Source organism: Actinoallomurus soli (assembly GCF_024055715.1).
GTDB classification, from domain to species: domain Bacteria; phylum Actinomycetota; class Actinomycetes; order Streptosporangiales; family Streptosporangiaceae; genus Actinoallomurus; species Actinoallomurus soli.
This window is the reverse complement of sequence record NZ_JAMXMV010000014.1, coordinates 168,109-185,984: the sequence shown is the minus strand read 5'-3', so window position 1 is coordinate 185,984 and position 17,876 is coordinate 168,109. Positions and strand designations below refer to the sequence as shown.

Here is a 17,876-nt window from a genome sequence, read left to right as displayed (position 1 = left end):
CTGCGAGGGCCGTTCCGCGCGTCGCGCCCGGCGGCCTCAGCGCGGTTCCGGCGGACCATGGGTGGTGTCACCGGCCGGGCCCGGACCGGTCCGCGCGCGGAAGGTACGGCGATAGGTGTCCGGGGGGACGCCGACCGTGCGGTTGAAGTGCCGGCGCAGCGTCGTCGCGGTGCCCATGCCGGTGGCCGCCGCGATGGCGTCCACGCCATCGTCGGTGCTCTCCAGCAGTTCCTGGGCGCGGCGGATCCGCTGGGTCAGCAGCCATTGCAAGGGAGTGGTGCCGGTCACCGCCCGGAAATGACGGCCCAGGTTCCGCGAGCTCATCCGCGCCCGGCGGGCCAGGTCCTCCACGGTCAGCGGCCGGTCCAGCCGCTCCATCACCCAGGGGAACAGCCCGGCGAGCGGGTGATTGCCCGGGGCGGGCACCGGGGTGGTGACGAACTGCGCCTGGCCGCCGTCCCGGTGCGGCGGCACCACCAGACGGCGGGCGACCGCGTTGGCGACCGACGAGCCGTGGTCGAGACGGATCAGGTGCAGGCACAGGTCCATGGCGGCGGCCTTGCCGGCGGAGGTGAGCACGCTGCCGTTGTCCACGTACAGGACGTCCGGGTCCACCTCCACCCGCGGGTAGCGGATGGCGAGGACCCGGGTGTGCGCCCAGTGCGTCGTCGCGCGCCGCCCGTCCAGCAGGCCGGCGGCGGCCAGCACGAACGCGCCCGTGCAGAGCGAGGCCACGCGCGCTCCGGCGTCGTGGGCCGCGCGCACCGCGTCGACCAGGTCCGCAGGCGGGGCCTCGTCGACGTCGGCCCAGGCCGGGACGATCACGGTGTCGGCGTACGGGAGCCGGTCCAGGCCGTGGTCGGGCTCCAGCCGGAACCGGCCGGCCCGCAGACGGCGAGGCCGTACCAGGGGTCGGCCACGCCGGTCGGGTCGGCCGCGAACACCTCGTACGCCAGCGACAGCTCGAAGTGCAGCATCCCGTCGACGACCGCCAGCGCCACCGTGTGCATGTCCGGAATTGTACGGGTGTTGGCGTTCCGGACACTCGTGGTGAGGCGCCCGCCCCCGCCAGGATCTGCGTGACGGACCGCAGCAGGCCGATCGAGTGCGAGGAGAACCCATGGGATCAGGACTCACGGTGGCGGTGTTCGGCGCGTACGGGCACACCGGGCGTTTCGTGGTGGCGCACCTGCGGGAGCGCGGGTACGTCCCGGTCGTGTCCGGGCGTGACGCACAGAAGCTCAACGCGCTGGCGTCCGACGCCGGGCTGGAGGGCCGCCCGGCGTCGGCCGAGGACCCGGCGTCCCTTGACCGTGCCCTGGCCGGCGCGGCGGCTGTGATCAACTGCGCCGGGCCCTTCGCCACGACGGCCGCCCCCGTGATCGAGGCGGCCCTGCGCGCCGGGATCCCCTACGTGGACGTGGCGGCCGAGATCGAGGCCATCGTCGACACGTTCACGCGTTTCACCGACCGCGCCCGCGCGGCGGGAGCGATGATCGTCCCCGCGATGGCCTTCTACGGCGGCCTCGGCGACCTGCTGGCCACCGCCGCGATGGACGACTGGACGACGGCCGACGAGGCGCACATCGCCTACGGGCTGAGCGGCTGGCATCCCACCGCCGGGACGCGCGCCTCGGGCGCGGTCTCCCGGCAGCGGCGGGACGGCCGGCGCGTCCGTTACGCGAACGGGCGGCTGGAGTACCGCCAGGACGAGCCGCCGACCCTGGAATGGCCCTTCCCCGGGCCGATGGGTCCCCGGACCGTCATCGGGGAGTTCACGATGGCCGACGCCGTCACCGTTCCCCACCACCTGCCCATCCCCGACGTGCGCACCTACATGACGGTCGAGGCGGCCAGGGACCTGTCGGACCCGGACACGCCCGCGCCGGCCCCGGTCGACGCGCGAGGGCGGTCCGCGCAGACCTTCCTCGTCGACGTCGTCGTCCGCTCCGGCGGCCGGGAACGGCGCGCCGCGGCGAGCGGCCAGGACATCTACGCCGTCACCGCGCCACTCGCCGTCGAGGCGGTCGACCGCGTCCTGACCGGACGGACCCGGACGGCCGGGGTCGCCTCCGCCGGTGAGATCTTCGACGCGCCCGACTTCCTTCGCGCGCTGTCCCCCCACATCACCCTGGACCCGCGTCCCTAGCGGGCGGCTCCCCCGCGTCGTCACCGCGTCGCGTGGTCGCGGTGCGTCACCGTCACCGGAACCGCTGCCACACGCCCGGAACCGTCAGGCGGAGTCGGTCGGGTCCAGGCCGCGGACGGTGGTCAGGTCGGTGAGGCCGCAGATCGTCAGGACCGGGCCGAGCAGCGGCGTGGCGATCACCTCGATGCGGTCGGCGTAGGACAGCAGGATGCTCAGCCCCGCGCTGTCGAGGTACTCCACGTCGGTGAGGTCGACGACGAGGGGACTGCCGTCGTCCGCCAGGGCGGTCGTCACGGCGGTGGCCAGATCGGCGCTGTTGCTCATGTCGATCTCGCCGGCGGCGGTCAGGACGGGAGTGCCGTCCGGTCGGCGGTCCGGGGTCAGGGTCAGAGGGGTTGTCATCAGGCGATCCTGGTCTGCATGTCGACGGTGGTGCCGTCGGGGCCGGGGGTGACGGTGACGTGCTGCATCATGGCGCGCATCAAGGTGAGCCCACGGCCACGGTGGGCGTTGGCCTCGGGTTCGGGCGTCTTCCAGCGGCCGGTGTCGGTGATGGTCAGGCGCATCCGGTCCACCAGCGCTTCGGCGCGCATGCGGACGATGTCGCCGGGCGCGTCGCGGTGGCCGTGCTCGATGGCGTTGGCGCACGCCTCACCGGCGGCGACGAGCACGTTCTGCACCATCTGGGGTGGCAGGTCACACTTGGTGAGCCAGCTGCGCAGGGCCCTGCGGACGGGCGCGAGCTGGGTGGCCTCGGCGGGGAAGGTCATCTCCAGCGGGGCCGGGTGCCGGTAGAGCAGCAGGGCGACGTCGTCGTCGTACCCGCCGGCGGGCGCCAGGCGGGTCATGACCTGGCTGGCCAGGACGTCGATGCCGGTCTCCCGGCCCTCCTGCACGGCCGCGCCGGCCATGTCGATGCCCTCGGTCAGGGGCCGGCGGCGGCGCTCGACGAGGCCATCGGTGTAGATCAGCAGCGTGGCGCGGGCCGGCAGGGTGTGCTCGGAGTACGGGCGCGGCGTGCCGGGACGCACGGCGAGCGGAGCCGAACGGCCGCCCTCGAGCAGATGCCGGGCGCCGTCGGGATGGACGACGATGCCGGGCGGGTGCCCGGCGCTGGAGTAGGCCAGGTGCCCGGTCTGCGGATCGAGGATCCCGCAGAAGACGGTCGTGCACATCGCGCCGGGGACTCCGGCGGCGAAGTGGTCCAGCGCGGTGAGGGCCTGGTCGGGCCGCGGGTCCTGCAGCAGCAGTGCCCGGCAGGCGCTGCGCAGCTGCCCCATGACCGTCGCGGCCTGCAGGCCACGGCCGACGCAGTCACCGACGACGATGCCGATGCGCCCGTCGGGCAGCGGGACCGTGTCGTACCAGTCACCGCCGACCTCCAGCGGGCGGGCGGCCGGTTCGTACCGGACGGCGAAGCCCTCCGGCAGGTCGGAGGGGCCGAGGATGGCCCGCTGCAGCGCGATCGCGGTCTCACGCTGCTGGTCGATCTGGTGGGCGCGCACCAGCCCCTGGGCGAGGTGACCGGCCAGCAGCGACAGCAGGGTCTGGTCCTGGTCGGTGAACGGCCGGTGACCGTCCAGGTCGAGCCACAGCACCATCGGGCCGCGGGGATGTTCGAGGCTGACGCCCGCGGCCGTGCCCGCGGCGTTGGTGGCGGGCGCCAGGGACGGGCCGTCGCGCAGCCCGGTCAGCGCGGCGCGGTGCTGGTCGCTCAGCGCCTCCCAGGCGGTGTCCCCGCCGGTGCCGGTCACCACCGGCACGCCACCGCCGGCGAACACGACGGCCAGGACACGATCGGCGCGCCAGAGCGCCTGCACCTCCTCCAGGGCGCCGGCCAGGGCCTGTTCGAGGCTGGCGGCCTGGGACAGCCGCAGGCTCAGGGCCGCCACCGCCGTCTCCCGCTGGATGGCGTAGTGCTCGGCCGTCACGTCACGGAAGGTGCCCACGGTCACCCGGCGCCCGGTGTCCAGATCCTGCACCTGGTTGAACGCGACACTGATCCACATCCGGTGCCCGTCACGGTGCGTCACGGGCACGGTGTAGACGCCGCGCTCCTCCGACAGCACCCCCGCGAACGCCTCCGCCATGAGCCGGTGAGCCTCGGGGTCACCGTCGGCGTCCGGCCACCACGGGTAGCTCGGCGCGTACGGCAGGCCCTCGGCACCGAAGCCCAGAATGTCGGTGAACGCCGCGTTGATCTCCACGACGGCGCCCTGCTCGTCACAGACGAAGAAGGCCTCCTGCAGGGAGTCGACCAGGGCCGTGCGCCAGCGGGCATGGTGGCTGCGCAGGCGGGCCAGCTCGACAACGGCCTGCACCCGCGCCAGCAGCTCGGCGGCGGAGAACGGCTTGATCAGGTAGTCGTCCGCCCCCGCCTCCAGACCCTCGATCGAGGCGTCCTGGCCCGCTCGGGCCGACAGCAGCAGCACGGGGATGCTCGCGGTGCGCGTGTCCTCGCGCAGCGCGGCCACCAGCTGCAGGCCGTCCATACGCGGCATCATCACGTCGCTGACGACCAGGTCGGGCGCGTCGGCTCGCGCGGCCTCCAGCGCGGCCTGCCCGTCCTCGACCGCGCTGACCCGGTGCCCCGCGCCGCGCAACAGGCGGGTGAGGTACTCGCGCATGTCGGCGTTGTCATCGGCGATCAGCACCCGCGCCGGCAGGCCGCGTCCCGGCCCGGCCGCGGGCTCCTCACCGGTGCCGGGCCCGACCTCCTCGGAGGCGGGCTGCGTCTCGGCGTCGTACTGCGGGTCCGAGGGCAGCCAGCGCAGGGCCTCGTGGATGAACGGATCGGCGGTCGCCGAGACCGTCGCCGCGGCGTCCCCGTCGATGAGGGCGTCCGGCGGCAGGTGCGCGTGCCCGAACGGCATCCGTACCGTGAAGGTGGTGCCCTGGTTCTCGGCGGAGACGGCGCTGATCGTGCCACCGTGCAGGCCGATCAGCTCCTTGACCAGCGCCAGCCCGATGCCGCTGCCCTCGTTCGATCGCGAGCGGGCCTTCTCGATGCGGTGGAACCGCTCGAACAGCCGCGGGATCTCCTCCTCGGGCACGCCGATCCCGGTGTCGGCGACGGTGACGACCGCATGGTCGTCCTCCACGCGCACGCTCACCCGGACCGAGCCGTCGAAGGTGAACTTCAGCGCGTTGCTCAGCAGATTGAAGATCACCTTTTCCCACATGCCCCGGTCCAGGCACACCGGCTCGGGCAGCGGGGGACAGTCCACCTCGAAGACCAGCCCCGCCCTCTCGATCGCGGAGCGGAACACGCTGGCCAGCTCGGCGGTCACCGTCGCCAGGTCGACCGGCTCGTACCGCGCCTGCATCCGGCCCGCCTCGATGCGGGAGAAGTCCAGCAGCGTGTTGACCAGCTTGCCGAGCCGCAGCCCGTTGCGCCGGATGACGTCGAGCTCCTCACGGGCCCGCGGGTCGGCGGCGCCCAGCCGGTTCCGCAGCTCGTCGACCGGGCCCATGATCAGGGTGAGCGGGGTGCGGAACTCGTGGCTGATGTTGGAGAAGAACGCGGTCTTGGCGCGGTCGAGCTCGGCGAGCTCCTCGGCCCGCCGCTGCTGGGCCTGGTAACTGCGGGCGCTGGCGATACCCGCCGCGACATGCCCGGCGGCCAGCTCGATGAACCCCCGGTAGCTCTCGTCCAGCGGCCGGTACCGGTTCAGCGCCGCGACCAGGAAACCGTACGGCGCGCTGCCCTGCTGCAGCAGCGGCACCACCAGCGCGTGCGTGGGCGGCGCCGGCCAGTCCCCGGACGGCAGCCCGGTGAACGGGGCGCCCTCCAGGGCCACCAGCGCGGACTCCCCCCGCGCCAGCGCCGCCGCCGGCCACACGCCGCCGGTGCCGTCGGCCGGGACCGTCACCGGGGCGGCCGGATGGCCGGCCTGGATCCCGGTCGAGGCCGCCAGCCGCGCCGGACCGTCGTCCTCGAACAGGTACACCAGCGTGAACGGCAGATCCCGCAGGTTGCCGCCGAGCTGGCGGCCGGCGAAGGCCAGCATCTCCTGCTCGGTACGGACCACGCTGGGGTCGGAACCCAGGTCCCGCAGCGTCGCCATGCGGCGCTCGCCGATGACCCGCTCGGTCTCCTCACTGACCACGCACAGCATGCCGACGACCGTGCCGGCGTCGTCGCGCAGCGGGCTGTAGGAGAAGGTGTGGTAGCTCTCCTCGGGGTACCCCGACCGTTCCAGGAACAGCAGCAGCGCCTCGTCCCAGGTGGCCTTGCCCGTGTTCAGCACGGTGCCGATCCGCGGGCCGATGTCGTCCCAGATCTCCGCCCAGACCTCGCCGGCCGGCCGGCCGAGCGCCCAGGGGTACTTACGGCCCAGCGTGTCCCGCCGGTAGGCCGCGTTGCAGAAGAACGTCAGCTCCGGGCCCCACGCCATCCACATCGAGAACCGCGACGACAGCAGGATGCTGACCGCGGTCTGCAGGCTCTGCGGCCAGCCGTCCGGCGGCCCGAGCGGTGTCGCCGCCCAATCCACCACGGCGAGGTCCCGGCCGACCTCCCCGTCGACGAAGAACACGCCCGCCCCGGCCGCCGTCGGCGGCCCGGACCCGGCGTCTTCCACCGGCCCGCTGGGACCAGCACCGCTCATCGCCCTCTCCCTCGCCACGACCCCGCGCCGGCCTTGCCACGACCCCGCCGGGACCTGCAATGGGGAAGGCCCGGCGGCTTCCGTAGGATAGGCCAACCGTCCCCGAGCCGTTACATCTGTACCTCTTCGCCCGGGGATCATTCACGCAGGTTGGAGAACGACGTCGATGGACACCGCACACGCCACCGCCACGGCGCCGCGCGGCGCCGGCGAGCGGCGGCGCACGGCCGCGGTGGACCGCTACCGGACCCTGGACGTCCACGACGGCGCCTTCGACCGCATCACCGCCCTGGCCGCCCGCATCTTCGACGCGCCGATCGCCACGGTGGCGTTCGCCGACGGCGACCGGCTGTGGTTGAAAGCCGCCCGAGGCGTGTCCGCCGGTCTCACCGAGGTCACCCCCGGCCCGGGCCTGTGCGCCGCCGCCGTCCTGCAGGACACCTCCTACCTCGTGCGCGACGCGCTCACCGATCCGCGCACGTCGGGCAACCCGTTCGTCCACGGCGACCCCGGCGTCCGCTTCTTCGCCGCCGCGCCCATCACCACCGCGGACGGGCACCGGCTCGGCACGGTCAACGTCGCCGACACCCGGCCCCGCGACGCCACCGACGAGCAGCTGACGGCCCTGACCGACCTGGCCTCCCTGGTCATGGACCAGCTGGAGGTACGGCTCGGCGCTTACCGCACGGTCGCCGCCGAACGCGAACTGCGCTCCCGCGCCGAGTCCCTCGCCCGCACCCTGCAACGCACGCTGCTGCCACCGGCCCTGCCCACGGTGCCCGGCCTGGACTCCGCCGCGGCCTACCACACCGCCTCCGCGGACCAGATCGGCGGTGACTTCTACGACCTGTTCCCCCTCGACGACGGCCGCTGGGCGTTCTTCCTCGGCGACGTGTGCGGCAAGGGCGCCGAGGCCGCCGCGCTGACCTCGCTGACCCGCTACACGCTGCGCGCGGCCGCGATCTACGACCCCGACCCCCGCGCCGTCCTGGCCAACCTCGACGCCGTCCTCAAAGGGGAGTACCAGGGCGGCGAGCCGCGCTTCTGCACGGTCGTCTTCGGCGTGCTCGAACCCGCGGAGGACGGCGGGTTCACCGTCACCCTCGCCAGCGGCGGGCACCCGCCGGCCGTCATCGTGCGCGCCGACGGCACCGTCGAGACGGCGCCCACACCCGGCGGGCAGCTCATCGGCATCCTGCCCGCCCCGCGCTTCGCCTCCACGCGCACCCGCCTTGCGCCCGGCGACGCCCTCCTGCTCTACACCGACGGCCTCACCGAGGCCCGCACCCGGATTCGCGCCATGCTCGGCGAGGACGGACTGACCGCCTACCTGACCGCCGTCGCCCCCCAGGGCGCCGACGACGTCCTCGCGGCGGTCCGCAAGCTTCTCGAGGATCTGGGTAGGGGCGTCACCGACGACACCGCCCTGCTGGCCCTGTCCGTGCCCACCCGTGACACCACCGTCCCCGTACAGGAGAACCGGTGACCGACCGCGTCCTGACCGCCACCACCCACGCCCACCCCGCCGGCCCGGCCGTGATCGCGGTCGAAGGCGAGCTCGACTACTACACCGCCGCCCACCTGCGGCAGGCCCTCCAGGAGACGGCCTTCACCGCCGAAGGCATCATCATCGACCTGACCGACCTGACCTACTGCGACTCCACCGGCATCACCGTGCTGGTCACCGCGTACCACCGCGCCCAGGCGAGCAAGGCGCCCCTCGCGCTGGTCGGCCTCAACCCCGACCTGAACCGCGTCTTCGGCATCGTCGGGCTCCACGACGTCTTCGCCTCCTACCCCACGGTCGACGAGGCGATCGCCGCCCTTTGACCGGCACCCCCTCACCTGACCGGCACCCCCTCACCTGCGGAGCGAGCAGGTGTTGGCCAGGTCACCGCCGGTAGGGCGAGGGACCGTCCCGCCGGGAGGCGGCGGCGTGCCGCGCCCGGTCCAGTCCTCCAGGGCCGCGAACGCGGCATGGAAACACGGCAGGATCGGGCGCAGCAGATCCGGGAACGCGTCGTACAGCGAATCGACGTGGTTGCCGCCCGCGATCCGGTAATACCGGTGCAGCCCGCCGCGCCCGCGGGCGCGGACCAGCCGGTCGTACACGTCGGAGTCCTGGGAGATCGGCAACAGCGTGTCCAGCGTGCCCTGCAGCGTGATGAGCGGCCGCCCGATCCGCCCGCTCAGGGCGACACGCCGCACGGCCTCGTGCACCGAACGATGCCGACGCGCGTAGTCGTAGTCGGCGTCACAACCGGGCGTGCCGGAGGCGCAGTACGGCGTGCCCGCCTCGACCGGCGCGCTGAACGCCGGATCGAACTCCTGCCGGTAGATCCGCTGGGTCAGGTCCCAGTACACCTTCTCGTGGAAGTCCCACAGCGGCTCCGAGCCGGCCGCGAACCCCGCGCCCAGCAGTGCCGCGTGCGCGGCCGGGTCACCGGTCGCGGCGTACCGCGGGTACTCCCGCATCGCCGTCGGCAGCGACGTGAGCAGGTTCGGGCCCTCGGCCCGCCACAGCGTCCCCTCCCAGTCCAGGCCGCCGTCGTACAGGCCGGGCCGGTTCTCCAACTGCCAGCGCACCAGGTAGCCGCCGTTGGAGATCCCCGCCGCGAACGTCCGCGCCGGAGGCCGGCCGTACCTGCGCGCCACGGCCGCCTTCGCGGCGAACGTCAGCTGTGTCAGCCGCCGGTTCCACTCGGCCATGGCGTCACCGGGCCGCGTCCCGTCGCGATAGAACTGCGCGCCGGTGTTGCCCTTGTCGGTCGCCGCGTACGCGTAGCCGCGCGCCAGCACCCAGTCGGAGATGGCGAAGTCGTTCGCGTACTGCCGCCGGTTGCCCGGCGAACCCGCGACGACCAGCCCGCCGGTCCAGTGCTCCGGCAGCCGGAGGACGAACTGGGAGTCGTGGTCCCAGCCGTTGTTCGTGTTCGTCGTCGAGGTGTCGGGGAAATAGCCGTCGATCTGCAGGCCCGGCACGCCGCTGGGGTTGCGCGCGCCGGCGGGCTGCAGACCGGCCCAGTCGGCCGGCACGGTGTGGCCGGTGGCCACCGTACCGGCCGTCGTCAGATCGGCCAGGCACGCGGAGACCTGCCGCTCCGCGCCCGGAACGCTCACCACGGGACACGCGGCCGCACGGGCGGACCGGGGATGGGGCACGGCCGTCACGGCGACCGCGGCGATCACCGCGGCGGCGGTCACGGCGAGGAGCTGACGCGTCGGTCGCATGCACGCCTCGCTTCCTGGGTCGGGGAACACCGTGCCCGCCATCGTGAGACCCCCGGCCCCCTGGGGTCGACGGCTCGTGGCCCCACAATCCCCCGCCGCCCCATGGCGGCCGCCCCCATACCCCCCGCGCACCGGCGCCTCCTGTGGCCGCGGACCACCGGAACCCGGGCGAATGTGGGGCCCGCACACATGGATCCGGCCCCGTGGGCTGCCTAGTGTTCGGCGGCACCTGCACCGTTCACCGGCCGTCGACCAGCCGGTGACCGGCACGACACCGTTCCGTACGACACAGTGCCAAGGAGGGCGAATGGGCGCTCCCGCCACCCCGCCTCCCGTGCTCACCGCGCGGAGCCTGGTCAAGGACTTCCGGGGCTTCCGCGCGGTCGACGGCGTGGACCTCGACGTCGCCGACGGCGCGGTGCACGCGCTCGTCGGCCCCAATGGCGCCGGCAAGACGACGCTGTTCCACCTGCTCACCGGCTTCCACCGGCCGACCGCCGGCCGCATCCACGTCGGCGGGCGCGACCTGACCGGCAAGAGCCCCGAACAGGTCGCCCGGCACGGCGTCGCACGGTCCTTCCAGACCACCAGCCTGTTCCCGCAGATGACGCCCCGCGAGCACCTGGAACTGGCGTTGCAGGCCGGCACGACACTCGGCTGGCGGTTCTGGCGGTCGGACCGGGCCCTGCGGCGCTTCACCGGCCGCGCCCTGGACCTGCTCGACCAGGTCGGCCTCGCCGCGCACGCCGACGAACCGGCCGGCGCCCTCGCCTACGGGCGCAAACGCGCACTGGAACTCGCGCTCGCCCTCGCCCTCGACCCGCGGGTCCTGCTGCTGGACGAGCCCACCGCCGGCATGGGCACCGAAGACCTCACCCGCACCATCGAACTGATCCAGCGGATCCGCGCCGGACGCACCGTCGTCATGGTCGAGCACAACATGAGCGTCGTCGCCGCCCTCGCCGACCGGGTCACGGTCCTGCAGGCCGGACAGGTCCTCGTCGAAGGCCCCTACGCCGAGGTCCGCCGCGACCCCCGCGTCATCAGCGCCTACCTGGGAGACGCCCATGCTGCGCATTGAGGACCTGTCGGCCTGGTACGGCGAGGCCCGCGTGCTGAACGACGTGTCGCTGGAGATCGCCGAAGGCGAGATCGTGACCCTCGTCGGCCGCAACGGCGCCGGCAAGACCACACTGCTGCGCTGCGTCATGGGCCTGCACGCCACCGGCGGCGCCCGCGCCACCGGCACGATCGAGTTCCTCGGCACCGCCCTGACCCGCCTGCCCGCCCACCGGCGGACCCGCTGCGGTCTCGGCTACGTCCCCGACGACCGCGGGATCTACGCCACGCTCACCGTCGAGGAGAACCTCACGCTCCCACCCGCCGTCGGCCCCCGCCCCTGGCCCCTCGGCCAGATCTATGAGACGTTCCCCCGGCTGCGCGAACGCCGCCGCTCCCCCGGCACGAAGCTGTCCGGCGGCGAACAGCAGATGCTCGCCCTGGCCCGGGTCCTGCGCATGGGCGCGCGGCTGCTGCTGTGCGACGAACCGACCGAAGGACTGTCCCCGCTGATCGTCCAGCAGATCGGCGCGATCCTCCGCGACGTCAAGGACCAGGGCGTCACCGTCCTGCTCGTCGAACAGAACATCCACTTCGCCGCCACCGTCGCCGACCGGCACCACCTGCTGGCCGAAGGCCGGATCGTCCGCTCCCTGGGCAACGACGAGGTCCGCGCCCGCGAACACGAACTGCTGGAACACCTCGGGATCTGACAGACCCCGGACCACCACCGAGGAGGAGGAACCGATGAAGGCTCTACGCGCCGCGACCGCGGTGACGATCGGAGCGATCACGCTCGCCGGATGCGCGGGCGGACCCGGCGGGGGCGGGGGGAAGATCAGCGGGGGCAAGATCGTGCTGGCCGTGCTCAACGACCAGTCCGGCGTCTACTCCGAGCTGTCCGGGCAGGGCAGCGTCAAGGCCGTACGGCTCGCCGTCGACGACTACAAGGCCAAGTACGGCGACAAGGCCGTCGCCAAGAAGATCGACGTCATCACCGCCGACCACCAGAACAAACCCGACATCGCAAACAGCAAGGCGCAGGAACTCTACGACCGGCGCCAGGCCGACGTCATCCTCGACGTGCCGACCTCCTCCGCCGCGCTCGCCGTCGCCAACGTCGCCAAGGCCCGCAAGAAGCTGTTCTTCGACATCTCGGCCGCCACCACCGAACTCGAAGGCGCGCAGTGCAACGCCTACACCTTCCACTACGGCTTCAACAGCTACACCCTCGCCAACGGCACCGGCGGCACCGTCACCCACGACGGCGCGAAGAACTGGTACATCGTCTACCCCGACTACGCCTTCGGCCAGGACATGAACAAGAGCTTCACCCAGGCCGTACGCGGCGCGGGCGGCACCGTCGTCAAGAGCGACCCGGCGCCGTTCCCCAACGACAACTTCTCCTCCTTCCTGCTCAAGGCGCCCTCACTCACCCCCAGACCGCAGGTCCTGGGCGCCATGCAGGCCGGCGGTGACCTCGTCAACCTCGTCAAGCAGTACAACGAGTACCGGCTGCGCGACAAAGGCATCGGCCTGGCCGTCGGCCTGATGTTCCTCACCGACATCCACTCCCTCGGCTCCGACGCCCTGGCCGGCACGAAGTTCACCGACCCCTGGTACTGGAACGCCGACGCCGCCAACCGCGCGTGGGCCGACCGGTTCCAGGCCGCCGCCGGCAAACGCCCCACCTTCGCCAACGCCGCGAACTACTCCGCCGCCCTGCAGTACCTCGAAGCCGTGCAACGCGCCGGCACCGACAAATCCGACACCGTCGTCAAGCAGCTCGAAGGCGCCAAGATCAACGACGTCTTCACCCACGACGGCACCATCCGCGCCGCCGACCACCTCCTGACCCACGACGTGTCACTGGCCCAGGTCAAGCCCGCCAAGGACGTCACCGAACCCTGGGACTACGAGAAGATCCTCTCCACCGTCCCCGCCGCCCAGGCCTTCCAGCCGCCGTCCCCCGCCTGCCGGCTCCACTGACCCGGCCACCTCCCCGGCCCGCCCTCGGCGGGCCACGGGACCCCACTGGAGGTCAACGTGTTGCAACAGGCATTCAACGGCCTGGTGGGCGGCGCGTTCTACGCCCTGCTCGCCCTCGGCCTGTCCGTCATCTTCGGCATGCTCCGCGTCGTCAACTTCGCCCACGGCTCGTTCTACATGCTCGGCGCCTTCGGCGCGTACGTCCTGCTGGACTCCCTCGGCCTGAACTTCTGGGTCGCCCTCGTCACCGTCCCCCTCCTCCTCGGCGCCGCCGGAATGCTCGTCGAGCGCGTGTTCGTCCGCCGCCTCACCCGCCTGGACCCCCTGTACGGCTTCCTGTTCACCTTCGGGCTCGCCCTGATCCTCCAGGACGCCGTCAAACACCGGTACGGCGTGCAGTCCCAGCCCTACCCCCGCCCGTCCGCGCTGTCCGGCTCCCTCGACCTCGGCCTGTTCGACTACCCCGCCTACCAGGTCTTCGTCCTCGCCGTGTCCCTGCTGACCTGCGCGGCGACCTGGCTCATCCTCACCCGCACCCGCGTCGGAACGATCGTCCGCGCCGCCACCGAACGACCCGAGCTCACCCGCGCCCTCGGCATCGACGTCGGCCGCTGGGTCGCGCCCGTCTTCGGATTCGGCGTCGCCCTCGCCGGACTCGCCGGAGTACTCGCCGCCCCCATGCGCGCCGTCAACCCCCTCATGGGCGCCGACCTGATCATCACCGTGTTCGCCGTCGTCGTCATCGGCGGCCTCGGATCCATCTTCGGCTCGGTCACCGCCGGCTTCGCGATCGGACTGATCACCGCCCTCGGCGACCTCTACGTGCCCGCCCTCTCCCAGACCCTCGTCTTCGTCGTCATGGCCGCCGTCCTGCTCTGGCGACCGGCCGGACTGTTCGGCCGCGAGGAGGCCGCCCTGTGATCCTGTCCCGCCTCACCGCCCGGCCCATCCCCCTCATCACCGGGCTTCTCATCGCCCTCGCCCTGCCCTGGGCGATCTACCCGCCCGTCGCCCTCGACATCGCCTGCTGGGCACTCTTCGCCGCGGCCGTCGACCTGCTCCTCGGCCACACCGGACTGCTGCCCTTCGGGCACGCGGCGTTCTGGGGCGGTTCGGCCTACGTCACCGGCCTCATCGCGCTGCACGCCGGACTGCCGTTCCCCGTCGCCGTACTCGGCGGCGCCGCCACCGCCGCGCTCCTCGCGGTCCCCATCGGATACCTGTCGGCCCGCCTGCGCGGCATCTACTTCGCGATGGTCACCCTCGCCTTCGCCCAGGTCGTCTACTTCGCCGTCAACCAGTGGCGCGGCCTCACCGGCGGCGAGAACGGCCTGCAGGGCATCCCCCGGCACTTCTTCGGCCTCGACCTGTCCGACCCGTTCTTCTTCTACTACGCCGGCCTGCCGCTCGTCCTCGCCGGACTCTTCGCCGCCTGGCGCATCACCCGCTCCCCCTTCGGCCGGGTTCTCACCGCGGTCCGCGACAACCCCGCACGCGCCCAGGCCCTCGGCTACCCCGTCGCCCGCTACAAACTCCTCGCGTTCGTCCTGTCCGCGGGACTGTCCGGACTCGCCGGCGGCCTGTTCGCCATCGGCCACGGATTCGCCTCACTCGACGACGTCTACTGGACCACCTCCGGCCAGGTCGTCATGATGGTCGTCCTCGGCGGCATCGGCACCCTCTGGGGCGGAACGCTCGGCGCCGCGCTCATCGTCGAGCTCAACGACTACCTCGCCACCGCCGGGTTCCAGGAGATCGGACTCGTCACCGGCACCATCTTCGTGATCATCGTCCTGGTGTTCCGCCGCGGCCTCTGGGGCACCGTCCACGACCTCCTCCCCACCCCCGCACCGCACCGCACGCCACGACGACCCGCGTCCGAAGGAGCATGACCGTGGCCGCCACCACCCGCACCGGACCCGCCCCGGCCACCGGCACCGACCTGACCGGCCACCGCGACCTGACCGGGCACCGCGCCCTGGTCACCGGCGCCGCCGGAGGCATCGGCCTCGCCTGCGCCCGGCGACTCGCCGCCGCCGGCGCCGACGTCGTCATCGTCGACCTGCGCGCCGACGCCGCAGAGGCCGCCGCCGACGAACTCGGCGGCCACGCCCTCGCCGTCGACCTGTCCGACCCCGACGCGGTCGAACGCATCGACTGCGACGACGTCGACATCCTCATCAACAACGCCGGCCTCCAGCACGTCGCCCCGATCACCGAATTCCCCCCGGAGACCTTCACCCGCATCCAGCGGATCATGGTCGAGGCGCCGTTCCGGCTCGCCCGCCGCACCCTGCCCGGCATGTACGCGCGCGGCTGGGGCCGCGTCGTGAACATCTCCTCCGTCCACGGCCACCGCGCCTCCCCCTACAAGGCCGCCTACGTCACCGCCAAACACGCCCTCGAAGGCCTCACCAAGGTGATCGCATTGGAGGCCGCCCCGCACGGCGTCACCGCCAACTGCGTCAGCCCCGCCTACGTCCGCACCGCCCTCGTCGAGGCCCAGATCGCCGACCAGGCCGCCGCCCACGACCTCCACCCCGACCAGGTCATCGACCAGATCATGCTCGCCAGAGCCGCGATCCGCCGCCTCATCGAACCCGACGAGGTCGCCGACCTCGTCGCCTACCTGTGCTCACCGAGCGCAGCCATGATCACCGGCTCATCCGTCACCATCGACGGCGCCTGGACCGCCCACTGACAATGACCGCCTTGACGTCCTCTCCCGCCTGAAAGCGGGAGATTCCGACCTCTCACGAAGGAGAAGCCAGTGGTTCGCGGTTCACAGCCCCGCCCAACGGCTGGAGGGCTCCCCGCACTGTCACGGCCCGCCCGGCCGCGAATCCGCTTGGCTATCGCAGACTCACACACCGTAACAGAATGGAGGGAGCGGCGCTTCCTCTCCGGCCTGAAGGCCGGAGTTCCGCATCGCGAACCAGATGAAGTGCGACGTCTTCTTCGACCTGCTCGCCCGCGAGGCCTCCGCCGCCGAGTTCGACGCACCCCTCCTCGAGGCACGCGTCGCCGGCGCGGACCCACGCGTGCTCGCGGAACTGGAGACGACCAAGGCCGCCGCCCTCCGCGTCCGCTCCCTCCTCGAACACCGCGCCCGCCGCGAAGCCGAACTCGCAGCCCTCTTCGACACCGCCAGCGACCTCGCCGGCCTGCGCCGCCTCGACGCCGTCCTGGAGGCGATCGTCCGCCGCGCCCGCCGCCTCCTCGGCGCCGACATCTCCTACATGACCCTCAGCGACGACGACCGCGGCGACACCTGCATGCGCGTGACCGACGGATCGGTCTCCGCGGCCTTCCGCGCCCTCCGCATCCCCTTCGGCGCCGGCCTGGCCGGCCTCGTCGCCCAGACCGGCACCCCCTACAGCACCCCCGACTACTTCGCCGACGCACGCTTCGACCATCAGGCCTACATCGACGCCGCCGTCCAGGAAGAAGACCTGGTCGCGATCCTCGGCGTCCCGATGCGCCTGGGCCCCCGCGTCATCGGCGTCCTGTTCGCCGCCAACCGCAGCGCCCGCCCCTTCGTCCCCGAAGAGATCGCCCTCCTCGGCTCCCTCGCCGCCCACGCCGCCATCGCCATCGACAACGCCCGCCTCCTCGACGAGACCCGCGCCGCCCTCGAAGAACTCAGCGCGGCCAACGAACTCATCAAGGCACGCAGCGCCGCCGTCGAACGCGCCGCCCACGCCCACGACCGCATGACCACCCTCGCCGTACGCGGCGGCGGCGTCCAGGACGTCGCCGAAGTCATCATCGACGTCCTCGGCGGCGCCCTCCTCGTCCTGGACCCCGAAGGCCGCCCCCTCGCCGCCGTCGGCGACCTCGGCGAACCCGACGCCACCACCGTCATCGAAGCCGCCCGCGCCTCCCGCTCCCTCGGACGCGCCGTACAACGCGGACGGCTCTGGATCGCCTCGATCGCCGCCGGCGCCGAAGTGCTCGGCACCCTCATCCTGCGCACTCCCGGCGCCGGCGAACTGTCCGGCAGCGACCAGCGCATCCTCGAACGCGGCGCACTCGTCACCGCACTGCTCCTGCTGTTCCGCCGCAGCGTCGCCGAGGCCGAAGGCCGGGTCCGCGGCGAACTGCTCGACGACCTGCTCAGCGGCCGCGTCACCGACCTCGACGCACTACGGGCCCGCGCCCGCCTGATCGGCTTCGACCTCGGAGCCCCCTACGTCCTCGCCGTCGTCCGGCACGACACGGACCGGCCCCGCGCCGCCTTCTGGGCCGCCTCCTACGCCTCCGCCGCCGGCGGGCTCTTCGCCACCCGCGGCGACGAGATCGTCCTGCTCCTCCCTGGCCTCGACCCCGGCGCGGTCGCCCGCCGCGCCGCCAAAGACTGCGGCGCGGCACTCGGCACCACCGCGACCGCCGGGGCCGCCGGCCCGGTCGACTCCGCCACCAAGGTCACGGCGGCACACCAGGAGGCGGGACGCTGCGCCGACGCGCTCCTCGCACTGGGCCGCGCCGGACAGGGCGCCGATACCCGCGAACTCGGCTTCGTCGGCCTCCTCCTCGGAGACGGCAGGGACGTCACCGGCTTCCTCACCGCCACGCTCGGCCCCGTCCTGGACTACGACGAACGCCGCAAGACCAAGCTCGTACGGACCCTGGAGGCCTACTTCGAGGTCGGCGGCAGCCTGGCGCGAGCCGCCCAGCGCCTGCACGTCCACGTCAACACGGTCACCCAGCGCCTCGACCGGGTCGGCAAGCTCCTCGGCGAGCACTGGCAGGACCCGGAGCGCACGCTGGAGATCCAGCTCGCGCTCCGGCTCCACCGTCTCACCGCCACCACCGGCCGGTGAGAAGACCGCACTGAT

The 17,876-nt window shown here is 72.8% G+C and carries 13 protein-coding genes and 1 pseudogene; 10 read left to right on the top strand and 4 right to left on the bottom strand.

Going from position 1 to position 17,876, the window contains the following annotated elements:
* Positions 1-36: 36 nt before the first annotated feature.
* A pseudogene (locus NDW01_RS29890) lies at positions 37-1,010 on the bottom strand (helix-turn-helix domain-containing protein).
* A 110-nt stretch (positions 1,011-1,120) separates the two neighbouring features.
* Between NDW01_RS29890 and NDW01_RS29880 the strand changes: the two are divergent.
* The gene (locus tag NDW01_RS29880) at positions 1,121-2,149 is read left to right on the top strand and encodes a saccharopine dehydrogenase family protein (protein WP_252827595.1); all 1,029 of its coding nucleotides are present in this window, start codon (positions 1,121-1,123) and stop codon (positions 2,147-2,149) included.
* 84 nt (positions 2,150-2,233) lie between these two features.
* On the opposite strand, the gene NDW01_RS29875 is transcribed toward NDW01_RS29880, so the two are convergent.
* Together NDW01_RS29875 and NDW01_RS29870 are read right to left on the bottom strand one after the other, a co-directional pair.
* Entirely contained in the window at positions 2,234-2,551 is a 318-nt protein-coding gene (locus NDW01_RS29875) for an STAS domain-containing protein (RefSeq protein ID WP_252827592.1), read from the bottom strand.
* A complete protein-coding gene (locus tag NDW01_RS29870; RefSeq protein ID WP_252827591.1) occupies positions 2,551-6,759 on the bottom strand; it encodes a SpoIIE family protein phosphatase in 4,209 nt (1,402 codons plus the stop codon). Before NDW01_RS29870 ends, NDW01_RS29875 begins: the two co-directional genes overlap by 1 nt.
* A gap of 166 nt (positions 6,760-6,925) precedes the next feature.
* On the opposite strand from NDW01_RS29870, the gene NDW01_RS29865 reads away from it, so the two are divergent.
* Positions 6,926-8,245 (top strand): PP2C family protein-serine/threonine phosphatase, encoded by a 1,320-nt coding sequence (locus tag NDW01_RS29865; protein ID WP_252827589.1) that lies wholly within the window; start codon positions 6,926-6,928, stop codon positions 8,243-8,245.
* Entirely contained in the window at positions 8,242-8,589 is a 348-nt protein-coding gene (locus NDW01_RS29860) for an STAS domain-containing protein (protein ID WP_252827587.1), read from the top strand. The genes NDW01_RS29865 and NDW01_RS29860 overlap by 4 nt, the downstream gene beginning before the upstream one ends.
* 30 nt (positions 8,590-8,619) lie before the next feature.
* On the opposite strand, the gene NDW01_RS29855 is transcribed toward NDW01_RS29860, so the two are convergent.
* Positions 8,620-9,990, bottom strand: a complete 1,371-nt coding sequence (locus NDW01_RS29855; RefSeq protein WP_252827586.1) for a tannase/feruloyl esterase family alpha/beta hydrolase — start codon at positions 9,988-9,990, stop codon at positions 8,620-8,622.
* A gap of 307 nt (positions 9,991-10,297) precedes the next feature.
* Here NDW01_RS29855 and NDW01_RS29850 point away from each other — a divergent pair, with 307 nt between their 5' ends.
* The 7 genes from NDW01_RS29850 to NDW01_RS29820 all read left to right on the top strand — a co-directional run bounded on the left by NDW01_RS29850 (position 10,298) and on the right by NDW01_RS29820 (position 17,861).
* Positions 10,298-11,071 (top strand): ABC transporter ATP-binding protein, encoded by a 774-nt coding sequence (locus NDW01_RS29850; RefSeq protein ID WP_252827578.1) that lies wholly within the window; start codon positions 10,298-10,300, stop codon positions 11,069-11,071.
* Positions 11,058-11,762, top strand: a complete 705-nt coding sequence (locus NDW01_RS29845) for an ABC transporter ATP-binding protein (RefSeq protein ID WP_252827576.1) — start codon at positions 11,058-11,060, stop codon at positions 11,760-11,762. Before NDW01_RS29850 ends, NDW01_RS29845 begins: the two co-directional genes overlap by 14 nt.
* Before the next feature lie 34 nt (positions 11,763-11,796).
* Positions 11,797-13,038, top strand: a complete 1,242-nt coding sequence (locus NDW01_RS29840) for an ABC transporter substrate-binding protein (protein WP_252827568.1) — start codon at positions 11,797-11,799, stop codon at positions 13,036-13,038.
* A 57-nt stretch (positions 13,039-13,095) separates the two neighbouring features.
* Complete coding sequence (locus NDW01_RS29835) at positions 13,096-13,959, top strand: branched-chain amino acid ABC transporter permease (RefSeq protein WP_252827567.1); 864 nt, start codon at positions 13,096-13,098, stop codon at positions 13,957-13,959.
* Positions 13,956-14,930: a branched-chain amino acid ABC transporter permease gene (locus tag NDW01_RS29830; RefSeq protein ID WP_252827561.1), complete on the top strand. Its 975-nt coding sequence runs from the start codon at positions 13,956-13,958 to the stop codon at positions 14,928-14,930. The genes NDW01_RS29835 and NDW01_RS29830 overlap by 4 nt, the downstream gene beginning before the upstream one ends.
* Positions 14,927-15,739: a 3-hydroxybutyrate dehydrogenase gene (locus NDW01_RS29825; protein WP_406567770.1), complete on the top strand. Its 813-nt coding sequence runs from the start codon at positions 14,927-14,929 to the stop codon at positions 15,737-15,739. The genes NDW01_RS29830 and NDW01_RS29825 overlap by 4 nt, the downstream gene beginning before the upstream one ends.
* Before the next feature lie 238 nt (positions 15,740-15,977).
* Entirely contained in the window at positions 15,978-17,861 is a 1,884-nt protein-coding gene (locus NDW01_RS29820) for a helix-turn-helix domain-containing protein (protein WP_252827560.1), read from the top strand.
* The last annotated feature ends 15 nt before the right edge of the window (positions 17,862-17,876 follow it).